At 69.0% G+C, this 16492-nt stretch carries 13 protein-coding genes; 5 read left to right on the plus strand and 8 right to left on the minus strand.

From position 1 onward, the window contains the following. Positions 1–56: 56 nt before the first annotated feature. The gene (locus tag OXR60_RS14400; protein WP_267396626.1) at positions 57–2306 is read left to right on the plus strand and encodes a beta-glucosidase; all 2250 of its coding nucleotides are present in this window, start codon (positions 57–59) and stop codon (positions 2304–2306) included. Positions 2307–2372: 66 nt separating this feature from the next. Here OXR60_RS14400 and OXR60_RS14405 read toward each other — a convergent pair whose 3' ends face one another. Continuing rightward, a complete protein-coding gene (locus OXR60_RS14405) occupies positions 2373–2960 on the minus strand; it encodes an HWE histidine kinase domain-containing protein (protein WP_267396627.1) in 588 nt (195 codons plus the stop codon). Positions 2961–2964: 4 nt separating this feature from the next. Beyond that, positions 2965–3762, minus strand: a complete 798-nt coding sequence (locus OXR60_RS14410; RefSeq protein ID WP_267396628.1) for a PAS domain-containing protein — start codon at positions 3760–3762, stop codon at positions 2965–2967. Between the two features lie 143 nt (positions 3763–3905). Here OXR60_RS14410 and OXR60_RS14415 point away from each other — a divergent pair, with 143 nt between their 5' ends. Next, a complete protein-coding gene (locus OXR60_RS14415) occupies positions 3906–4913 on the plus strand; it encodes a chemotaxis protein CheB (protein ID WP_267396629.1) in 1008 nt (335 codons plus the stop codon). Positions 4914–4973: 60 nt separating this feature from the next. Here the strand turns inward: OXR60_RS14415 and OXR60_RS14420 are convergent, their stop codons facing one another. The 6 genes from OXR60_RS14420 to gluQRS form a co-directional block, all read right to left on the minus strand. Next, positions 4974–6008 (minus strand): PAS domain S-box protein, encoded by a 1035-nt coding sequence (locus OXR60_RS14420; protein WP_267396630.1) that lies wholly within the window; start codon positions 6006–6008, stop codon positions 4974–4976. After that, positions 5983–7206: a CheR family methyltransferase gene (locus OXR60_RS14425; protein ID WP_267396631.1), complete on the minus strand. Its 1224-nt coding sequence runs from the start codon at positions 7204–7206 to the stop codon at positions 5983–5985. The genes OXR60_RS14420 and OXR60_RS14425 overlap by 26 nt, the downstream gene beginning before the upstream one ends. A gap of 46 nt (positions 7207–7252) precedes the next feature. Then, complete coding sequence (locus OXR60_RS14430; RefSeq protein WP_267396632.1) at positions 7253–8644, minus strand: PepSY domain-containing protein; 1392 nt, start codon at positions 8642–8644, stop codon at positions 7253–7255. Between the two features lie 14 nt (positions 8645–8658). Further along, positions 8659–10884, minus strand: coding sequence for a TonB-dependent siderophore receptor (locus OXR60_RS14435; protein WP_267396633.1), 2226 nt, complete (start codon positions 10882–10884; stop codon positions 8659–8661). Between the two features lie 58 nt (positions 10885–10942). Beyond that, positions 10943–11341: a DUF2946 family protein gene (locus OXR60_RS14440; protein WP_267396634.1), complete on the minus strand. Its 399-nt coding sequence runs from the start codon at positions 11339–11341 to the stop codon at positions 10943–10945. A gap of 104 nt (positions 11342–11445) precedes the next feature. Then, on the minus strand, positions 11446–12321 hold the full coding sequence (gene gluQRS / locus OXR60_RS14445; RefSeq protein WP_267396635.1) for a tRNA glutamyl-Q(34) synthetase GluQRS: 876 nt from the start codon (positions 12319–12321) through the stop codon (positions 11446–11448). Between the two features lie 196 nt (positions 12322–12517). On the opposite strand from gluQRS, the gene OXR60_RS14450 reads away from it, so the two are divergent. The 3 genes from OXR60_RS14450 (at position 12518) to ppc (ending at position 16468) form a co-directional block, all read left to right on the plus strand. After that, the gene (locus OXR60_RS14450; RefSeq protein ID WP_267396636.1) at positions 12518–13084 is read left to right on the plus strand and encodes an HNH endonuclease; all 567 of its coding nucleotides are present in this window, start codon (positions 12518–12520) and stop codon (positions 13082–13084) included. 13 nt (positions 13085–13097) lie between these two features. Further along, positions 13098–13559 (plus strand): hypothetical protein, encoded by a 462-nt coding sequence (locus OXR60_RS14455; protein ID WP_267396637.1) that lies wholly within the window; start codon positions 13098–13100, stop codon positions 13557–13559. Positions 13560–13798: 239 nt separating this feature from the next. Next, complete coding sequence (gene ppc, locus OXR60_RS14460) at positions 13799–16468, plus strand: phosphoenolpyruvate carboxylase (protein WP_267396638.1); 2670 nt, start codon at positions 13799–13801, stop codon at positions 16466–16468. Positions 16469–16492: the final 24 nt, after the last annotated feature.

A 16492-nucleotide genomic window follows, 5' to 3' on the forward strand; every position in this document is an offset into this window, starting at 1 on the left:
GGAGAGCCGGGAGCGGGGCACCAGCGCGAGCAACGCGCGGCGAATAGGGGAGAGAGATGGCCGGACGATTCAACAGGCTCCTGATCGGGGCGTCGATCATCGCGACCGCCGGGAGTGCCACGGTGGTGCTGGCGCAGCGATCACCGCCGACGGCCGCGGCCGCCCGCGCGCGCGCCGATGCGCTGGTTGCGCGGATGACGCTCGACGAGAAGATCGCGCTGGTCCACGGGCTGTTCCCGCCGATGGCGGCGGGCAAATCGGCCAATGAACTGATTCCCTCGGCCGGGCATATCGATGGCAATGCCCGGCTTGGCGTGCCGCTGGTGCGCGAAAGCGATGCCTCGCTCGGCGTCGCCAACCAGGTCGAGCAGCGCAAGGGCGATGTCGCCACCGCGCTGCCGTCCAGCCTTGCCACCGCGGCGAGCTTCGATACCGAGATCGCCCGCGCCGGCGGCGCGATGATCGGCGCCGAGGCGCGGTCCAAGCGCTTCAACGTGCTGCTGGCGGGCGGCGTCAACCTCACCCGCGATCCGTGGAACGGGCGCAACTTCGAATATCTTGGCGAGGATCCGCTGCTCGCCGGCACGCTGGCAGGTGCGCATATCGCCGGGGTGCAATCGAACGGCATCGTCTCCACGGTCAAGCATTTCGCGCTCAATGCGCAGGAGACCGGGCGGACCGTCGCCGATGCGCGGATCGGCGAGGCGGCGTTCAGGATGAGCGACCTGCTCGCCTTCGAGCTCGCGATCGAACAGGGCCACCCCGGCGCGGTGATGTGCGCCTATAACAAGGTCAACGGCGACTGGGCGTGCGAGAATGAATTCCTGCTCAACCAGGTGCTCAAGCGCGACTGGCATTATCCCGGCTGGGTGATGAGCGACTGGGGCGCGGTCCATTCCACCGTCAAGGCCGCCAACGTCGGGTTCGACCAGCAATCCGGCCAGGAGCTCGACCGTGCGCCCTATTTCTCGGCGCCGCTCAAGGCCGCGGTGGAGAGCGGCAAGGTGTCGCCACGGCGGCTCGATGACATGGTCGCGCGCTATCTCACCGGGTTGATCGAAACCGGCGCGTTCGACCGGGCGATGCCCGCCAAGGCGGAGACGCCCGATTATGCGGTCCATGCGCTGGTCGCGCAGCGCGCCGCCGAGGCAGGGATCGTGCTGCTCAAGAATGACGGCGATCTGCTCCCGCTCGCGCGCACCGCCCGGCGGATCGTGGTGATCGGCGGCGCCGCGGATCTCGGCGTGCTCTCGGGTGGTGGGTCGAGCCAGGTCCGTTCGGTAGGCGGCGCGCCGATCGAGATCCCGTTGGCGACCGGCGGCTCGGCCTCGTTCGCGCGGATCACCTATCATGCCTCCTCGCCGCTGAAGGCGCTGCGCGCGGCATTGCCCGATGCCGAGGTGACCTTCGTCGACGGTCGCAACCTCAATGCGACGCTCGATGCCGCGCGCCGTGCCGATCTCGCGATCGTCTTCGCGACGCAATGGACCACCGAGGCCGACGACGTGCCCGATCTGCGCCTGCCCAACCAGCAGGATGCGCTGATCGCCGCGGTCGCCGCGGCGCAGCCGCATACGGTGGCGGTGCTCGAGACCGGCGGGCCGGTGCTGATGCCCTGGCTCGATCATGTGCCCGCGGTGGTCCAGGCCTGGTATCCCGGCCAGCGCGGCGGCGAGGCGATCGCCAGCATCCTCACCGGCAAGGTCAATCCTTCCGGCCGGCTGCCGATCACCTTCCCCGCGCGCGAGGCGCAGGCACCGCGGCCCCGCCCGGTCGGGCTTGATCGATTGTCGGCGGCCGAGGCGCAGGCGGCGGCGGATCCCGGCAGCGGCGCTCACCTCGACCTGCCGAGCTTCCCGATCGACTATGTCGAGGGCGCCGACGTCGGCTATCGCTGGTATGAGCGCAAGGCCCAGCAGCCGCTGTTCGCCTTCGGCCATGGGCTGAGCTACACCCGCTTCGCCTATTCGAACCTCACCGTCACCGGCGGCAAGACGCTCACCGTCGCGTTCGATGTCGCCAACACCGGCCAGCGCGCCGGCGCCGACGTGCCGCAGGTCTATGTCCGCCGCAACGGCGGCGATGCGCCGATGCGGCTCGCGGGCTTTCGCCGGGTGACGCTCCAGCCCGGCGAGGTCCGCCACGTCACGCTCGCCGCCGAGCCGCGGGTGATCGCCGACTATGACACGGGGCTGCCCGGCTGGCGGATCAGGCCCGGCGCCTATACCGTCGCGCTCGCGCATGATGCCGCGGACCGGACGATGACTGCCACCGCGACGCTCGCCGCGGCGACGATGAAGCCCTGAACCCCTGGCCGACGCCTTCTCCTTCGCCTGGGAAGGCGTCGGCCGCGGCCACGGTTGGCCGCGCGGTCAGCTGCCGCGGCCGGCCTTGGGCGAGGTCGCGATCTCGATCGTGCAATGCACGCCATCGGCGGTGAAGGCGTAGGAGGTGCGCGCGCCCAGTTGATAGGGCAGCGCCCGCTCGATCAGCTCGCGCCCATAGCCGCCGCCGCGTGGCGGATCGCCGGGCGCGGGCACGTCGGCGACACCGCTCTCGCGCCAGTCGATCTGCAACCGGCTGCCATCGCCGCCTTTCACCATCTGCCAACGGACCGCGAGCCGGCCCCCGGGGCTCGCCAGTGCGCCATATTTGGTCGCGTTGGTCGCCAGTTCGTGCAGCCCCAGCGCCAGCGTCTGCACCGTGGACGAGGGCATCGGCACCTCGCGCGGGCCGCTGGTCGTCACCTGGGTGCCATTGCCGTCGCCATCCAGCTCGACATGCGCGGCGAGCTCCTCGCGCAGCAGGTCGCCGAACATCACCTTGCCCTCGCCGCGGCGCGACAGCATGCCCTGGGTGCGCGCCAGCGCCTCCAGCCGCCGCGACACCCGCTCCTCGAAATGCGCCAGCGAGTCGCTGCTCTTGATGGTGCGCGCCACCACCGTCTGCACCACCGCCATCAGGTTACGGGTGCGGTGCTGCAGCTCCTGCCACCAGCACCTCCTGGCGCTGCTGCAGCTGGAGCAGCGCGTCGACATCGGTCGAGGTGCCGAGCCATTCGATGACGCTGCCATCGGCGTCGCGCACCGGGGTGCCGCGCGACTGAAAGTGCCGGTAGCGCTGCTCGGCGAGGTGGAAGATCCGCCCCTCGCATTGAAACAGGTCACGGCCCTCGGCGGCCCGCCACGCGGCGATCACCGCGTCGCGATCGTCGGGGTGGAACACCGCGAGCCACCCGCGGCCCAGCGCCTCTTCCGCCGGCTGGCCGGTATAGGCCGCCCATTGCGGGCTGGACCAGCTCCACTGGCCCTCGCCGTGCGAGCGCCAGGCGAGCTGCGGCATGCCTTCGACCAGGGTGCGGAACGCCAGCTCGCTGATCCGCAGCGCATCGCTTGTCCGCCACAGCTCCTGCGTGCGCTCCGCCACGCGCGCCTCCAGCGCCACGTTGGTCTGCTGCAGGCTGGCGTTGGCGACCTCAAGTTCTTCGGTGACGACCTGCAGTTCTTCAAACGCGACCCGCAGTTCCTCCTCCGTCTGGCTGTGGCGAAGGTCGCGCTCGATATCGATGATGTCGGCCGGCGGCGGCGGTGGGGGCGTATAGGCTGCGCCGGCCGCATGCAGCTCGCGTGCCAGCACCGTTACCCGCAATCGCAACCGGTCGCGTTCTTCCGCCAGCCGGCTATTTTCCTCCAGCGACGATTCGAGCGCGGTATGAAGTTGCTCGATCTCGTCGCGCAGCCGATCGCTGTCATCTGTCGTCATGGTATATCCCTTTGACGCCGGGAAGGTTAGTAACTGCGCAAGGCGCCGGCAACGGTGCCGTCCCCGCTGGTGCGCAACATCGGTGCTGGCTGGTTGCAGCTTGTGGGACAAGCACTTCGTTGGGCGAAGGTCAGGAGCATCCTATGCCAACCCGTGATATCGTCGTGATCGGCGCGTCGGCCGGCGGCGTCGAGGCGCTGCAACGATTGTGCGCCGCGCTGCCCGCCGATCTGCCGGCGACGATCTTCGTCGCCCAGCACCTGTCGCCGGTCGGCCGCAGCATGCTGCCGGTGTTGCTTGATCGCTGCGGGCCGTTGCCGGCTCGCTCGCCCGAGGATGGCGAGGCGTTCAAGCGCGGCACCATCTATGTCGCGGCACCCGATCATCACATGCTGGTGCGCGATGAGATCGTGCTGATGCGCCGCGGCCCCAACGAGAATCGCACCCGCCCGGCGGTGAACGCGCTGTTCCGCTCGGCGGCACTGGCGCATGGCGGCCGCGTCATTGGCGTGGTGCTGACCGGACTGCTCGACGACGGCACCGACGGGCTGATCGCGATTACCGCGGCAGGCGGCCTGTCGGTGATCCAGGACCCCGAGGATGCGCAATGGCCGTCGATGCCGCGCAACGCGCTCAAGCGCGATCATGTCAGCCATGTCGTGCCGCTCGCGGATCTGGCGGCGTTGCTGACGCGGCTTGTCACCGAGGAGGCGGGGCCGACCAAGGCGCTGCCCGATGCCTATCGAGTAGAAGACCAGATGGCTGCACAGGAATTCGCCGTGATGGAAAGCGACATCGTCACCCCCGGCTCGCCGAGCCACATCTCCTGCCCGGATTGCGGCGGGGTGCTCAACGGGATCGAAAACGAACATGAGGTGCGATTTCGTTGCCAAGTTGGCCATGCCTTCACCCCGTCGGGGCTGGCCGCGGCGCAGAGCGACGAACTCGAGCGCGCGCTGTCGATCGCGGCGCGCACCCATCGCGATCGCATCCGCCTGTTCCGCCAGATGGGTGATAGCGCCCAGGCGCGCGGGCTCGGCCACGCCGAAAGTCGCTGGAAGCAGGCAGCCAAGGAATCCACCCGGATGATCGAGGTGCTGGAGGATGCCATTGCCTCGCTGCGCAAGCCGTCGATGAACGGCGAGGCCTGACGGTGCCAAGGAGGGGGCAAGGAAGCGGGAAGGGCAGGGCGATGCGCCGCGCCCGCGCCATCACTCCCCCAGCTTGTGTCGCTCGCGGGTGTCGTGGACGATCGCGACCAGGATCGGTGGCTGCTCGTCGCGCAGGTAGCGCAGCGAGATTTCCGCAGGGTAGCTCGTGCCATCGGCGGGCTTGATCATGGTCTCGAACAGCACTTCCGCCTTGGCGCCTGCTATCAGCGGCGCCAGCAGTTCGCGCACATCGCCGGCGGAGGCGGGGGGAAGCACGTCGGTGAAGCCGAGGCGCAGCAGCTCTTCTTCGGCATAGCCGAGCTTGCGCTGGGCGCCCGCGTTGGCGAGCACGAAGCGCAGCGAGATGGGATCGAGCAGATAGATCTCGTTGAGCGCGCGCTCCATGATCCCGCCGAGGTAGCGGGTATAATCGTCGCGGCGACGCTCGTCGGTGATGTCCTGGAACACCATCACCAGCCCGTGGTGCTCGTCACTCTCGTCGACCAAGGCCGAGCTGCGTACCCGGCACAGAATGCGCCGGCCGCGCCGGTCGACGCCGGCCAGCTCATTATCCATGAAGGCGCTTTGACCGATCTGTACGGCGGCAAAGCTCTCCTCCAATGCCTGGAGCGGCACGCCGATTTCCAGCGCGGCAAAATCGGTGCCGATCACTTCCTCGGCGCGTAGCCCCCAGGTATTCTCGCTCCAGCGGTTCCACACCTCGATCTGCCGCCGTCGGTTGATGACGATGATCCCGCCGTTCATGCTGCGCAGCACCGATTCGAGGTGCAGCCGCGAGCTGGCCGCTTGCTCGGCCTGGATCCGCAGTTCTTCGTTGACCGCCTCCATCTCCTCGTTGCTCGATCGCGCTTCCTCGTTCAGCGTCTCGAGTTCTTCGTTGGTGGATTGCAGCTCCTCGTTGGTGGTCTCGAGTTCCTCGTTGGTGGATTGCAGCTCCTCATTGGTGGTTTCGAGCTCTTCATTGGCCGATTGCAGCTCCTCCACCGAATTTTCGAGGCCCTCCTGCGCGGTCTCCAGCTCGCGCTCGAGCGAATGGAGGCGGGTGGTATCAGTTGAACAGCAGCAGCGCGGCATAGGTACTGCCGTCGGGCCGGGTGAGAGGGCGGATGTCGATCGTCAGCCGCATCACTGCGATCTGGGTGAGGCGATACTCCTGATCCTCCAGCTTGACGCTGCGGCCGTGGCGGAACACGTCGTCGATCGGCCCGCGCAGCTCCATCGGCCGGTAGGAGACGGGCAGGTCCTGGAACGGGCGGCCGATATCGGCCTCGCCGATCCCGAGCAGATCGCGTGCCGCGGTGTTGGCGAGCGCGACCATGCCGGTATCGTCGACCACCAGCAGCGCCGATCCGGTTTCGTTGATCACCGCCTCGAGCAACAGCGCGGTGGACGGCGGCAGGTCGCCGGCCGGGCGGGTGCCGGCGAGGCTGCCCGGCATCGGCCGCCGCCATTCCTGCGCGACCTTGCTGAAGATGCGGTGGCGCATCTCCACCGGGCGGAACAGCGGCGAACGCGCGAGCTGGGTCTCGGCCTTGCCGAGGAACAGGAAACCGTCCTGGTTGAGCGCATAATGCAGCCGCGGCAGCACCACCGCCTGCGTCTCCCCTTCGAGGTAGATCAGCAGGTTGCGGCACACCAGCAGGTCGATGCGCGAGATCGGCGCGTCATGGACCACATTGTGGCGGCCAAAGATCACGCATTTGCGCAACGTCCGGTCGAACACATAATGGTTGTTGGTCCGCTCGAAATATTTGTCGAGCATCGCGGCAGGCACGCTTTCCACGTCGCGCGGGCTGTAGATCGCCAGCCGCGCGGTCTTCAGCGCCTCCTCGTCGAGATCGGTCGCGTAGATCTTCACCCGCTGGCAGAATTCGGTGATGCCGAGATATTCGGCGAACAGCATCGCGATCGAAAACGGTTCCTCGCCCGAGGCGCAGCCGACGCTCCAGATCCGGATCGGCCGGCTCGGCTCGGCGCGGGCAATGATGGCCGGCACCACCTGCGTCTTCAGCCGCTCCCAGGCCTCCTCGTCGCGGAAGAAGGAGGTGACGTTGATCAGCACGGTGTTGAGCAGGCTTTCGAACTCGCCCGGGTCGGCCTCGAGCTGCGCCTGATAGGCCGCAAAGTCGGCGGCGCCGACCGCCTCCATCCGCAGCGTGATGCGGCGCTGTAGGCTGGTGCGCTTGTAGCCGCGGAAATCGAGCCCGCGGCTTTCCTGGATATGATGGAGCAGCGCTTCGAACGCGGGATCGGGGCGGGGCTTGTCGGTCATGGTTCCTCGGCGCGGCCGGCTGTCGGCATCGCCTGACAGCTACCCCTTACCGGTCGGCAGCGTCCATCCTCGTCGTGCGCCGCCGCGCGAGCAGGATCAGCCGGTCGAGCAGCACGATCAGTATCACGGAGGCGCCGAGCAACGGGAACAGCAGCGATGCCGCCGCGAGGATCGCCACCGCCCCGGCGATCGGCGCCTGGGGTACCCGCGCCGGCGCCGCCAATTGCCCGCGCGGCCGCCGCTTCCACCACATGGCGACGCCGCTGATCACCAGCACGACGATGGCAAGGCAGGTGGCGAGCATCACCAGCTGGTTGGCGAAGCCGAAGTAATTGCCCATGTGCAGCTGCACGCCGATCTCGATGCCCTTGGCCGCCCAGCCATAGTTGGCGAAATCGACCTCACGGATGAGCCGACCGCTCCAGCGGTCGATATACAAGGTGCGCTGCCCCTGCGGTCGGTCCGGGTAGGTGTAAGCGGTATAGACCCCGGTCTCGCCCGCCGGCAGGAACAGCCGATAGCCGCCGCTGAGACCATGGTCGCGCGCGAGCATCGCGGTGACGCGATCGGCGCCGGCTACCGCGGCATCGTCGCGCACCGCCGCGCCCATCTCGTGCCCGGCATGGCCGGCGTGCTCGGACATCGGCATCGGCGCCATCGCCATCGTCCAGGGCGCCTCGCCGAGCGCCTGCTTCATCGGCACGCTGGCGGGGGGATGGTGGGTGCCGTGCGAGGCGGGATAGCCGATGCCGAGCGCCGCGGTGCCGCGCTGGATGAGATCGCCCTCGATTCCCGCCCAGGGCAGCCCGGTAAACAGCATGAAGGCGATGAAGGCGACCGCCCAGCTGCCGGTCACCGCATGCAGGTCGCGCCACCACAGCCGGCCCCTGGCGCCGAGCCGGGGATAGAGGATCCCGCCCAACCCACGCCGCCCGCGCGGCCACCACAGGTAAAGCCCGGTCGCGATCAGCACCAATGCCCAGCAGGCGGCGAGCTCGACGATCCGGTCGCCGAGCGTGCCGAGCGTCAGCGAGCCGTGCATCTCGTCGGCAAAGCCGACCAGCGTGTGCGTATAGACGAACGCGCCGAGCACGCGGCCATCGTGCGGGTCGACCGCGACGCGCAGCGGGTCGCCATGCGAGGGACTCACGAACACCACCGCCGCGCGGTTTGCGGCGGCGGGCAGGTCGATCCGCGTCGCCGCACCCGGATGCGCCGCCAGCGCCGCGCCGATCATCGCCGACGCCGGCACCTGTTCGGCGCGCGGCGCAACGAAGCGCAGCCCCGGGCTCAGCGCATCGTCGATCTCGTCGTTGAACAGATAGATCGAGCCGGTCACCGCGAGGATCAGCAGAAAGGGCGCGACGATCAGCCCGGCGTAGAAATGCCAGCGCCAGATCGCGCGATAGGCCGTGGAGGCAGCGGGGGTTGTCGCCATCGATGCGCTCCGGCTCAGAAGTGGGTGGAGAGGGCGACATCGACGCTGCGTGGCGCGCCGATGTAGACGTTGGTTACCGGATAGCCCGAATATTCGCCGTAGAAGGCGTTGGTCAGGTTGCGGCCGCGCAGCGTCAGCGTCGCCTGCGGCGAGACCGGGTAGCTGATCGAAGCATCCACGGTGGTGTGGCCGCGGATGAAATAGGTGTTGGCGGTGTCGGTGTAGAACCCCGACGCGTGGCGGACGAACGCGCCAAGCGTCACCGGCAGCGCCGCCAGCGTGTACAGGGCCGAGCCGTTGACGGTGGTGGAGGGCGTGTTGATCGGCCGGTTGCCCGATCGGTCGACGCGGGTGGTGCCGACCAGCTCGCTCAGCTCGACGTAACGGGCATCGGTGTAGGAGGCGCCGCCCTGCAGCGACAGATGCGCCGTCACCGCGGCAGTGGCGGAGAGCTCCACCCCCTGCGACGATTGCCGCCCGCCCTGCACTGCCTGCTGGGCGTTGTTGGGATCGCGGGTGAGGATATTCTCCTGCTCGATGCGATAGGCCGCGCCCGTCACGGTCAGCGCCCTGCCCAACAGGCTCGCCTTGAACCCCGCCTCATAGGAGCGCCCGGTGGTGAGCTTGTAGGCGGTGTTGGCGATCGACTGGAGCAGGATCGACGACACCGGCACCACCGCGGTGGTATATTGGCCGTAGAGGGTGATCCCCGCCGTCACCTCATAGGTGGTGCCCACCCGCCACGAGAAGGGATCGTAGCGCGGGTCGGCGCGCGTCACCGCGCCATTGGCGTTGAGGTTGGTGATGATCCGCGTCAGCGCGATGTGGTCGTAGCGCGCACCGCCGACCAGCAGCCATTTGGCCGTGAGGTTGAGCGCATCTTCGGCGAACACCGAGCTGGTCTCGAGCCGCGAATCATAGACGACGTTGGTAGTCGAATAGGCCGCGCTGTCGCTCGGGAACACGCCGACTATTGGATCGTAGGGATCGACCGCCGCGATCGGCACCGCGGCATTGCCGCCGACCGGGCTCTGCTGGCGCGGGTTGATGAACTTGGTCCGGTTATACTCGCCGCCCAGGCTGAAGCGGTTGTGCAGCCCGGCGACATGTCCGTCGTTGGCGAGCACCAGCCGCTCGTTCCAGAAGCGATGGTCGTGATAGATGCGCTGCACCGAGCGCGCGAAGCTGCCGTCCGGGAAGGCGGCGGTGGGCGCGATGAAATTCTGGTCGCCGCTCAGCACGAAATCGCGCTTGGCGTGATACCAGCTGAGATCGTCGGCGAGGCTCCAGCCGCCGCCCAGCCGATAGTCGATCCGCGTGCGCAAGGTGGTGTCGCGCGCGCCCGAATAGGCACCGGCGGGATTGTAGTTGGCGCGGCGCAACGCCTTGTCGAGCACCATGCCGTTGGCGCTGCGCAGCGCGTCGCTGGGGTCGCGCGCCACCGCCGCCGAGACGAACGGCAGCCCCTGGTAGCTGCTGTCATAGCGATCGGCATAATGATCCACCGCGACCAGGATCAACAGGGCGTCGGACGGCTTGGCGAGCAGGCTCGCGGTCAGCCCCGCCGAGCGCGTGGCATTGTCGTCGACATCGTAGAGGCTGTCCGAATGAAGATAGCTGGCGTCGGCGCGCAGCGCGACGCTGTCGGAGAGCTTGAGGTTGACTCCACCCGCCGCCTCCACCGTGTTGAAGCTGCCATAGCTCAGCAGGCTGTCCATATGGTCGCCGTCGAGTGTCGGCTTGCGCGTCACCTTGTTGATCACGCCCGCCAGCGCGCCCTCGCCATAGAGCACCGAGGCAGGGCCCTTGATCACCTCGATCCGGTCGAAATGCCAGGTGTTGGTGTCGCGGCCGACAACTGTCGAGGTCGAGACGCGCACGCCATCCTGCAGCACCGACACCGCGCTGCCCGAAAAGCCGCGCAGCGTCACCACCGCGGGGTTGCCGGGTACGTTGCCGGCGATCGCGCCGACCACCTGGTTGTAGGCTTCGCGCGCGGTGCGCAGGCCCTGCACCTGGAGATCGGCCTGGGTCAGCGTCTCGACGCTCGCCGGGGTTTCGCGGATGGTGAGGCCGAGCCGGCTGGCGGTGGCGCTGGGGTCGTCGAGACTCGGCTGGTCGAGCTGGCCGGTGACGACGATGTCGGTGCGGGCGGTGGCGGTGGAGGTCTGGGCCGCGACGGGCGCGGCCAGCAGGAGGCACGGCGCGGCGGCGCCGAGCAGGAGCGGAGGACGGGGCACGGGAATCTACCTGACAGATGAGAGGCTGGGGCCCGCGCGGCGGCGGGCGGTGCGTCGATCAGCGGTAGGCGGGGGGCGCGCGCAGCGGTGGCCGCAGGAAGGCGGCGCGTGTCGGCGCGGCCGGCAGCACCCGCACCAGCGCCGCGGCGATGATGAAGGCGAGAGCCGCGACCAGCAGCGTCGGATCGATCGCGCCGAGCATCTGCGCCGCGAGGCCGGCAAAGGCGCAGGGCTGCTCGGGCTTGCCATGATCCTTGGCCGGCATCTCGTGGTGCATGCCCGGCATCGCGGTCACCGCCGCCGCCGGCGCTAGTCCGGTGCACACCGTCAGGCCGATGCGGCCGCCCTCGGCGGTGATCATATAGCCGGCCGGCACCAGCAGCTTGAGCAGCAACGCCGCGGCGCAGATCATCAGCGCGAGATGGCGTCGAGCCAGGAGGCGGCGAAGGGCGGTCACCCTCGGTTGCTAGCCCGCGCCGGCACGGCTGTCATTGAGCCATGATGTCCCAGCGACATATTTGCCGCTCGCCGCGTGGCACCGTCACCGCCCGGCGAGCGGCGTCATGGCACGCCGCCGCCGCTCGTCGGCAGTCGCCCCGCGCGCAGCAGCGCCGCCAGTGCCGCACCGTCCTGCCCCGCGGCACGCAACCCGGCCAGCGACGGCGCGCCATGGCGCTTGGCGAGCCGTTCGCCATCGGGCCCGGTAAGCAGCCGGTGGTGCCGGTACAGCGGCGTCGGCAGCCCGAGCAGCGCCTGGAGCAGGCGGTGGATATCGGTCACGCGCATCAGGTCGACCCCGCGCACCACCATGGTCACGCCCTGCGCCGCATCGTCCACCGTGACCGCGAGATGATAGCTCGCCGGCGCATCCTTGCGTGCCAGCACGACGTCACCGAACGCCTGCGGGTCGGCGCGCTGTTCGCCGGCATCGAGGTCCGTCCAGCGGAGCGGCCCAGCCCGCGCTGTTGCCGCATTCATCGCCAGCCGCCAGGCGTGCGGCTCGCCCGTTGCGATGCGGCGTTCGGCCTCGGCCGCAGGCAAGTGCCGGCAGGTCCCGGGATAAAGGGCGCCATCGGGCCCGTGGTGTGGCGCGGCGGCGCTGTCGGCGATCTCGCGGGCGATATCGGCGCGGGTGCAGAAGCATGGATAGAGCAGGCTATCGTCGCGCAGTCGCGCCAGCGCTGCCGCGTAGCGCTCGAGGCGTTCGGACTGGCGCACCACCGGCCCGTCCCACGCCAGCCCCAGCCAGGCGAGATCTTCCTCTATTCCCGCGATGAAGTCGGCGCGGCTGCGGGTGCCGTCGATATCCTCGATCCGCAGCAGGAAGCGGCCGCTGACGGCGCGCGCCGCGTCATGCGCCTGGATCGCGGAAAAGGCGTGGCCGAGGTGGAGCCGACCGGTCGGGCTCGGCGCGAAGCGGGTGATCATGGCGTCCATCGGCCCAAAGCCCATAGCAGCGCGAGCCGCGCCCGTCGAAGTTTACGACCCGTCTGCCGCGACGCGGTACGCCGATCCCGCCTGCAAACCGCGATCCGTTAACCTCAGAGGCTTGACCGCGAATCATTGATCGTGCTGTCATGCCTGCGTCATCCTCGTGGGCGACAGGGCTCGCGGGCAATCCGTGGGAGGAGCCGTGTTTCATCCCGATCTGATGCGCCATCCGGACAGTTGTCCTGCGCTGGTATTGAATGCCGATTATACGCCGCTCTCTTATTATCCGTTGAGCGTGTGGCCCTGGCAGACCGCGATCAAGGCGGTGTTCCTCGATCGGGTGGATATCGTCGCCCATTATGAGCGCGAGGTGCGCAGCCCTACCGCGGCGATCAAGCTGCCCTCGGTGATCGCGCTCAAGCAATATGTCCGGCCCTCGGCCTTCCCCGCCTTCACCCGCTTCAACCTGTTCCTGCGCGATCGCTTCGCCTGCCAATATTGCGGCGTCGGCCGCGATCTCACCTTCGATCATGTCGTGCCGCGGGCCCAAGGCGGCCGCACCACCTGGGAAAACGTCGTCACCGCCTGTTCGCCGTGCAACCTGCGCAAGGGCGGCCGCACCCCGCGGCAGGCGGCGATGCCGCTCCATATCGAGCCGATCCGGCCGACCAACTGGCATCTCCAGGAACATGGCCGCGCGTTTCCGCCCAACTATCTCCACGACACATGGCATGACTGGCTCTATTGGGACGTCGAGCTGGAAGCGTAACGAGGGAATGGGCATGCGGCAGGTGGTGACAAAGGCGGCGCTGGTCGCGGCGCTGGCGATGGCGCTCGCCGGCTGCGGCGCGAGCAACGAGAAGAAGCAGCAGGCCGCCGATGCCCATGCCGCCGGCTTCGTCCCGCCGGCGGTGACCAGCCGCGTCGATTTCTCGAGCTCGATGGAGCGCCGCTTCCGCACCCTCGATCGCAACGGCGACGACCGGATCGATTCCACCGAGCTGCCGCGCCGCAACAGCCGCCTGCTCGAATTCGATCGCAACAAGGATGGCGCGATCAGCGCGATCGAATGGAGCGAGGGCACCCTGCGTCGCTTCGACCAGATGGACCTCAACCACGACGGCACCGTCACCTCCGAGGAGGAAAGCGAATGGCGCCGCGAGCATGGCGCCAGCAACGGCGGCCAGGCAACGCCGTCGCTGGTCGGCGAGGCGCTCGCCAACGGCGGCGCGGCCGCCAAATAGCCGAACCGGGGGGCAAGGGGGCGCAGGGATCCGACCAGCCCCTATATCGTCATCCCAGCGAAAGCGGGGATCTCCTGCGGCTCCTGTCCTACGCGCCCCCGGGAGACCCCAGCTTCCGCCGGGGTGACGGGTCAGCGGTTGCCAGCCCGGCCCGGCATTCGCGCTAAACCCATCCCCAACCAGGCCCGCGACCAACGCACAGGTTGACCCGGGCCTCGCCGCGTCGCAGCATTGCGGCCATGGCCAGCCTCCCCCCGATCGCCAACAATCCCGATGTCCGCTTTCTCGGCGCCAAGCTTGGCGAGGTGATCCGCGGCTATGGCGGCGAGGCGCTGTTCGCCGCCACCGAGGCGATCCGCAAGGCGTCGGTGGAGCGGCATCGCGGGCAGGGCGATGTCGACGCTGTGCATGGCCAGCTGCAGGACCTCGGGCTCGACGAGACGCTCGATTTCGTCCGCGGCTTCATGCTGTTCTCGATGCTCGCCAACCTTGCCGAGGATCGCCAGGGCATCGCTGCCGAGCAAGGCGCCGATCTCGCCTCGGCGCTCAAGATCCTCGCCGACGAAGGCGTCGATCACGACGCGGTCCGCGCGCTGCTCGGATCCGCGCTGATCGCCCCAGTGCTCACCGCCCACCCCACCGAGGTGCGGCGCAAGAGCATGATCGATCATCGCAACGCGATCGCCGAGCTGATGGCGCTCAAGGACCTCGGCCGCGACGAGACGCCGGACGGCGACTGCGTCGAGGATGCGATCACCCGCCAGATCGCCCTGTTGTGGCAGACGCGGGTGCTGCGCCGCGAGCGGCTCTACGTCACCGACGAGGTGGAGACCGCGCTGTCTTACCTGCGCGACGTGTTCCTGCCGGCGCTGCCCGCGCTCTACCAGCGCTGGGACCGCGCGTTCGGCGAGCGGGTGCCGAGCTTCCTCCGGCCCGGCAGCTGGATCGGCGGCGATCGCGATGGCAATCCGTTCGTCACCGCCGCGTCGCTGCGCACCGCGCTCGGCCGCGCCAGCGAGGCGGTGCTGGTCTTCTATCTCGATGCGATCCACGCGCTCGGCGCCGAGCTGTCGATCTCCACCGAACATGCCGAGGTCGATGCCGCGGTTGCCGCGCTCGCCGCGGCGAGCGGCGACACCGCGCCGAGCCGCGTCGACGAGCCTTATCGCCGCGCGCTATCCGGCATTTACGCGCGGCTCGCCGCCACCCATCAGGCGCTGGTCGGCAAGCCGGCGCCCCGCCCCGGCCGGCTCGGCGGCGAGGCCTATCCCGATCCGCAGGCGCTGCGCCACGACCTCGTCGCGCTCGCCCGCGCGCTGTCGGGCGGCAGCGCGCTCAAGAGCAGCGGCGCGCTCGGCCGGCTGATCCGCGCGGTCGAGACGTTCGGCTTCCACCTGGCGACGCTCGACCTGCGCCAGAACAGCGCCGTCCATGAGCGGGTTGTCGCCGAACTGCTCAGCGTCGCCGGGGTCGAGGCGGATTATCTCGCGCTCGACGAGGCGGCGCGGGTCGCGCTGCTGCGCGCCGAGCTCGCCAACGCGCGCCCGCTCGCCAGCCGCTACACCGCCTATTCCGAGGAAACCGCCTCCGAGCTCGCGATCGTCGCCGCCGCGGCCGAGGCGCACGGCCGCTACGGCCCGGCCTGCATCACCAACTACATCGTCTCGATGGCGCAATCGGTGTCCGATCTGCTCGAGATCAACATCCTGCTCAAGGAGGTCGGGCTCTACCGGCCCGGCGACACCCCGAGCGCGGCGATCATGGCGGTGCCCCTGTTCGAGACGGTCGCCGATCTCGAGGCGGCGCCGGGGATCATGACCGACTGGTTCGCGCTGCCGGAAGTGGCGCACATTGCCGCCGCGCGCGGTCACCAGGAAGTGATGATCGGCTATTCCGATTCGAACAAGGACGGCGGCTACCTCACCTCCACCTGGCAATTGTCCAAAGCCTCCACCGCGTTGAAGCCGGTGTTCGAGGCGGCAGGCGTCGGCATGCAGTTGTTCCACGGCCGCGGCGGCGCGGTCGGGCGCGGCGGCGGCTCGGCGTTCGCGGCGATCCGCGCCCAGCCGCCGGGCACCGTCCAGGGCCGGATCCGCATCACCGAACAGGGCGAGGTGATCGCCGCCAAATATGGCACCCGCGACAGCGCGATGACCAACCTCGAGGCGATCGCCTCGGCGACCCTGCTCGCCAGCCTCGAGCCCGAGCGCCTCTCCAACGCCGAGAATGCCGAATTCGCCGGCGCGATGGACCGGCTCTCGGCCGACGCCTTCCGCGCCTATCGCGGGCTGGTCTATGACACGGAGGGCTTCCGCACCTTCTTCCGCCAGATGACCCCGATCGGCGAGATCGCGGGGCTCAACATCGGCAGCCGCCCGGCGAGCCGCAAGAAATCGGACGCGATCGAGGATCTGCGCGCCATTCCCTGGGTGTTCAGCTGGGCGCAGGCGCGGGTCATGCTGCCGGGCTGGTATGGCGTCGGCCAGGCGATCGCCGGTTTTGCCGACAAGGGCCTGCTCGCCGAGATGGCCGAGGGCTGGCCGCTGTTCGCCTCGACGCTCGCCAACATGGAGATGGTGCTCGCCAAGTCCGACATCGGCATTGCCGCTTATTACGCCGAGCTGGTCGAGGATCCGGCGATGCGCGCGGACATCTTCGGCCGCATCCGCGACGGCTGGCACCAGACCCGCGACGGCCTGCTCGAGGTCACCCGCCAGTCGCGCCTGCTCGAAAAGCACCCCGCGCTCGACGCCTCGATCCGGCTCCGCCTGCCCTATATCGAGCCGCTCAACCTGCTCCAGATCGAGCTGATGAAGCGCCATCGCAGCGGGGAAGGCGACGCCCGCATCGGCGAGGGCATCCTGCTCTCGATCAACGCCATCGCCACCGCACTGCGCAACAGCGGGTGACCTGGCGGTCGGGGACGAACGGGC

This window comes from Sphingomonas sp. GC_Shp_5 (assembly GCF_026540855.1).
Lineage (GTDB): Bacteria > Pseudomonadota > Alphaproteobacteria > Sphingomonadales > Sphingomonadaceae > Sphingomonas.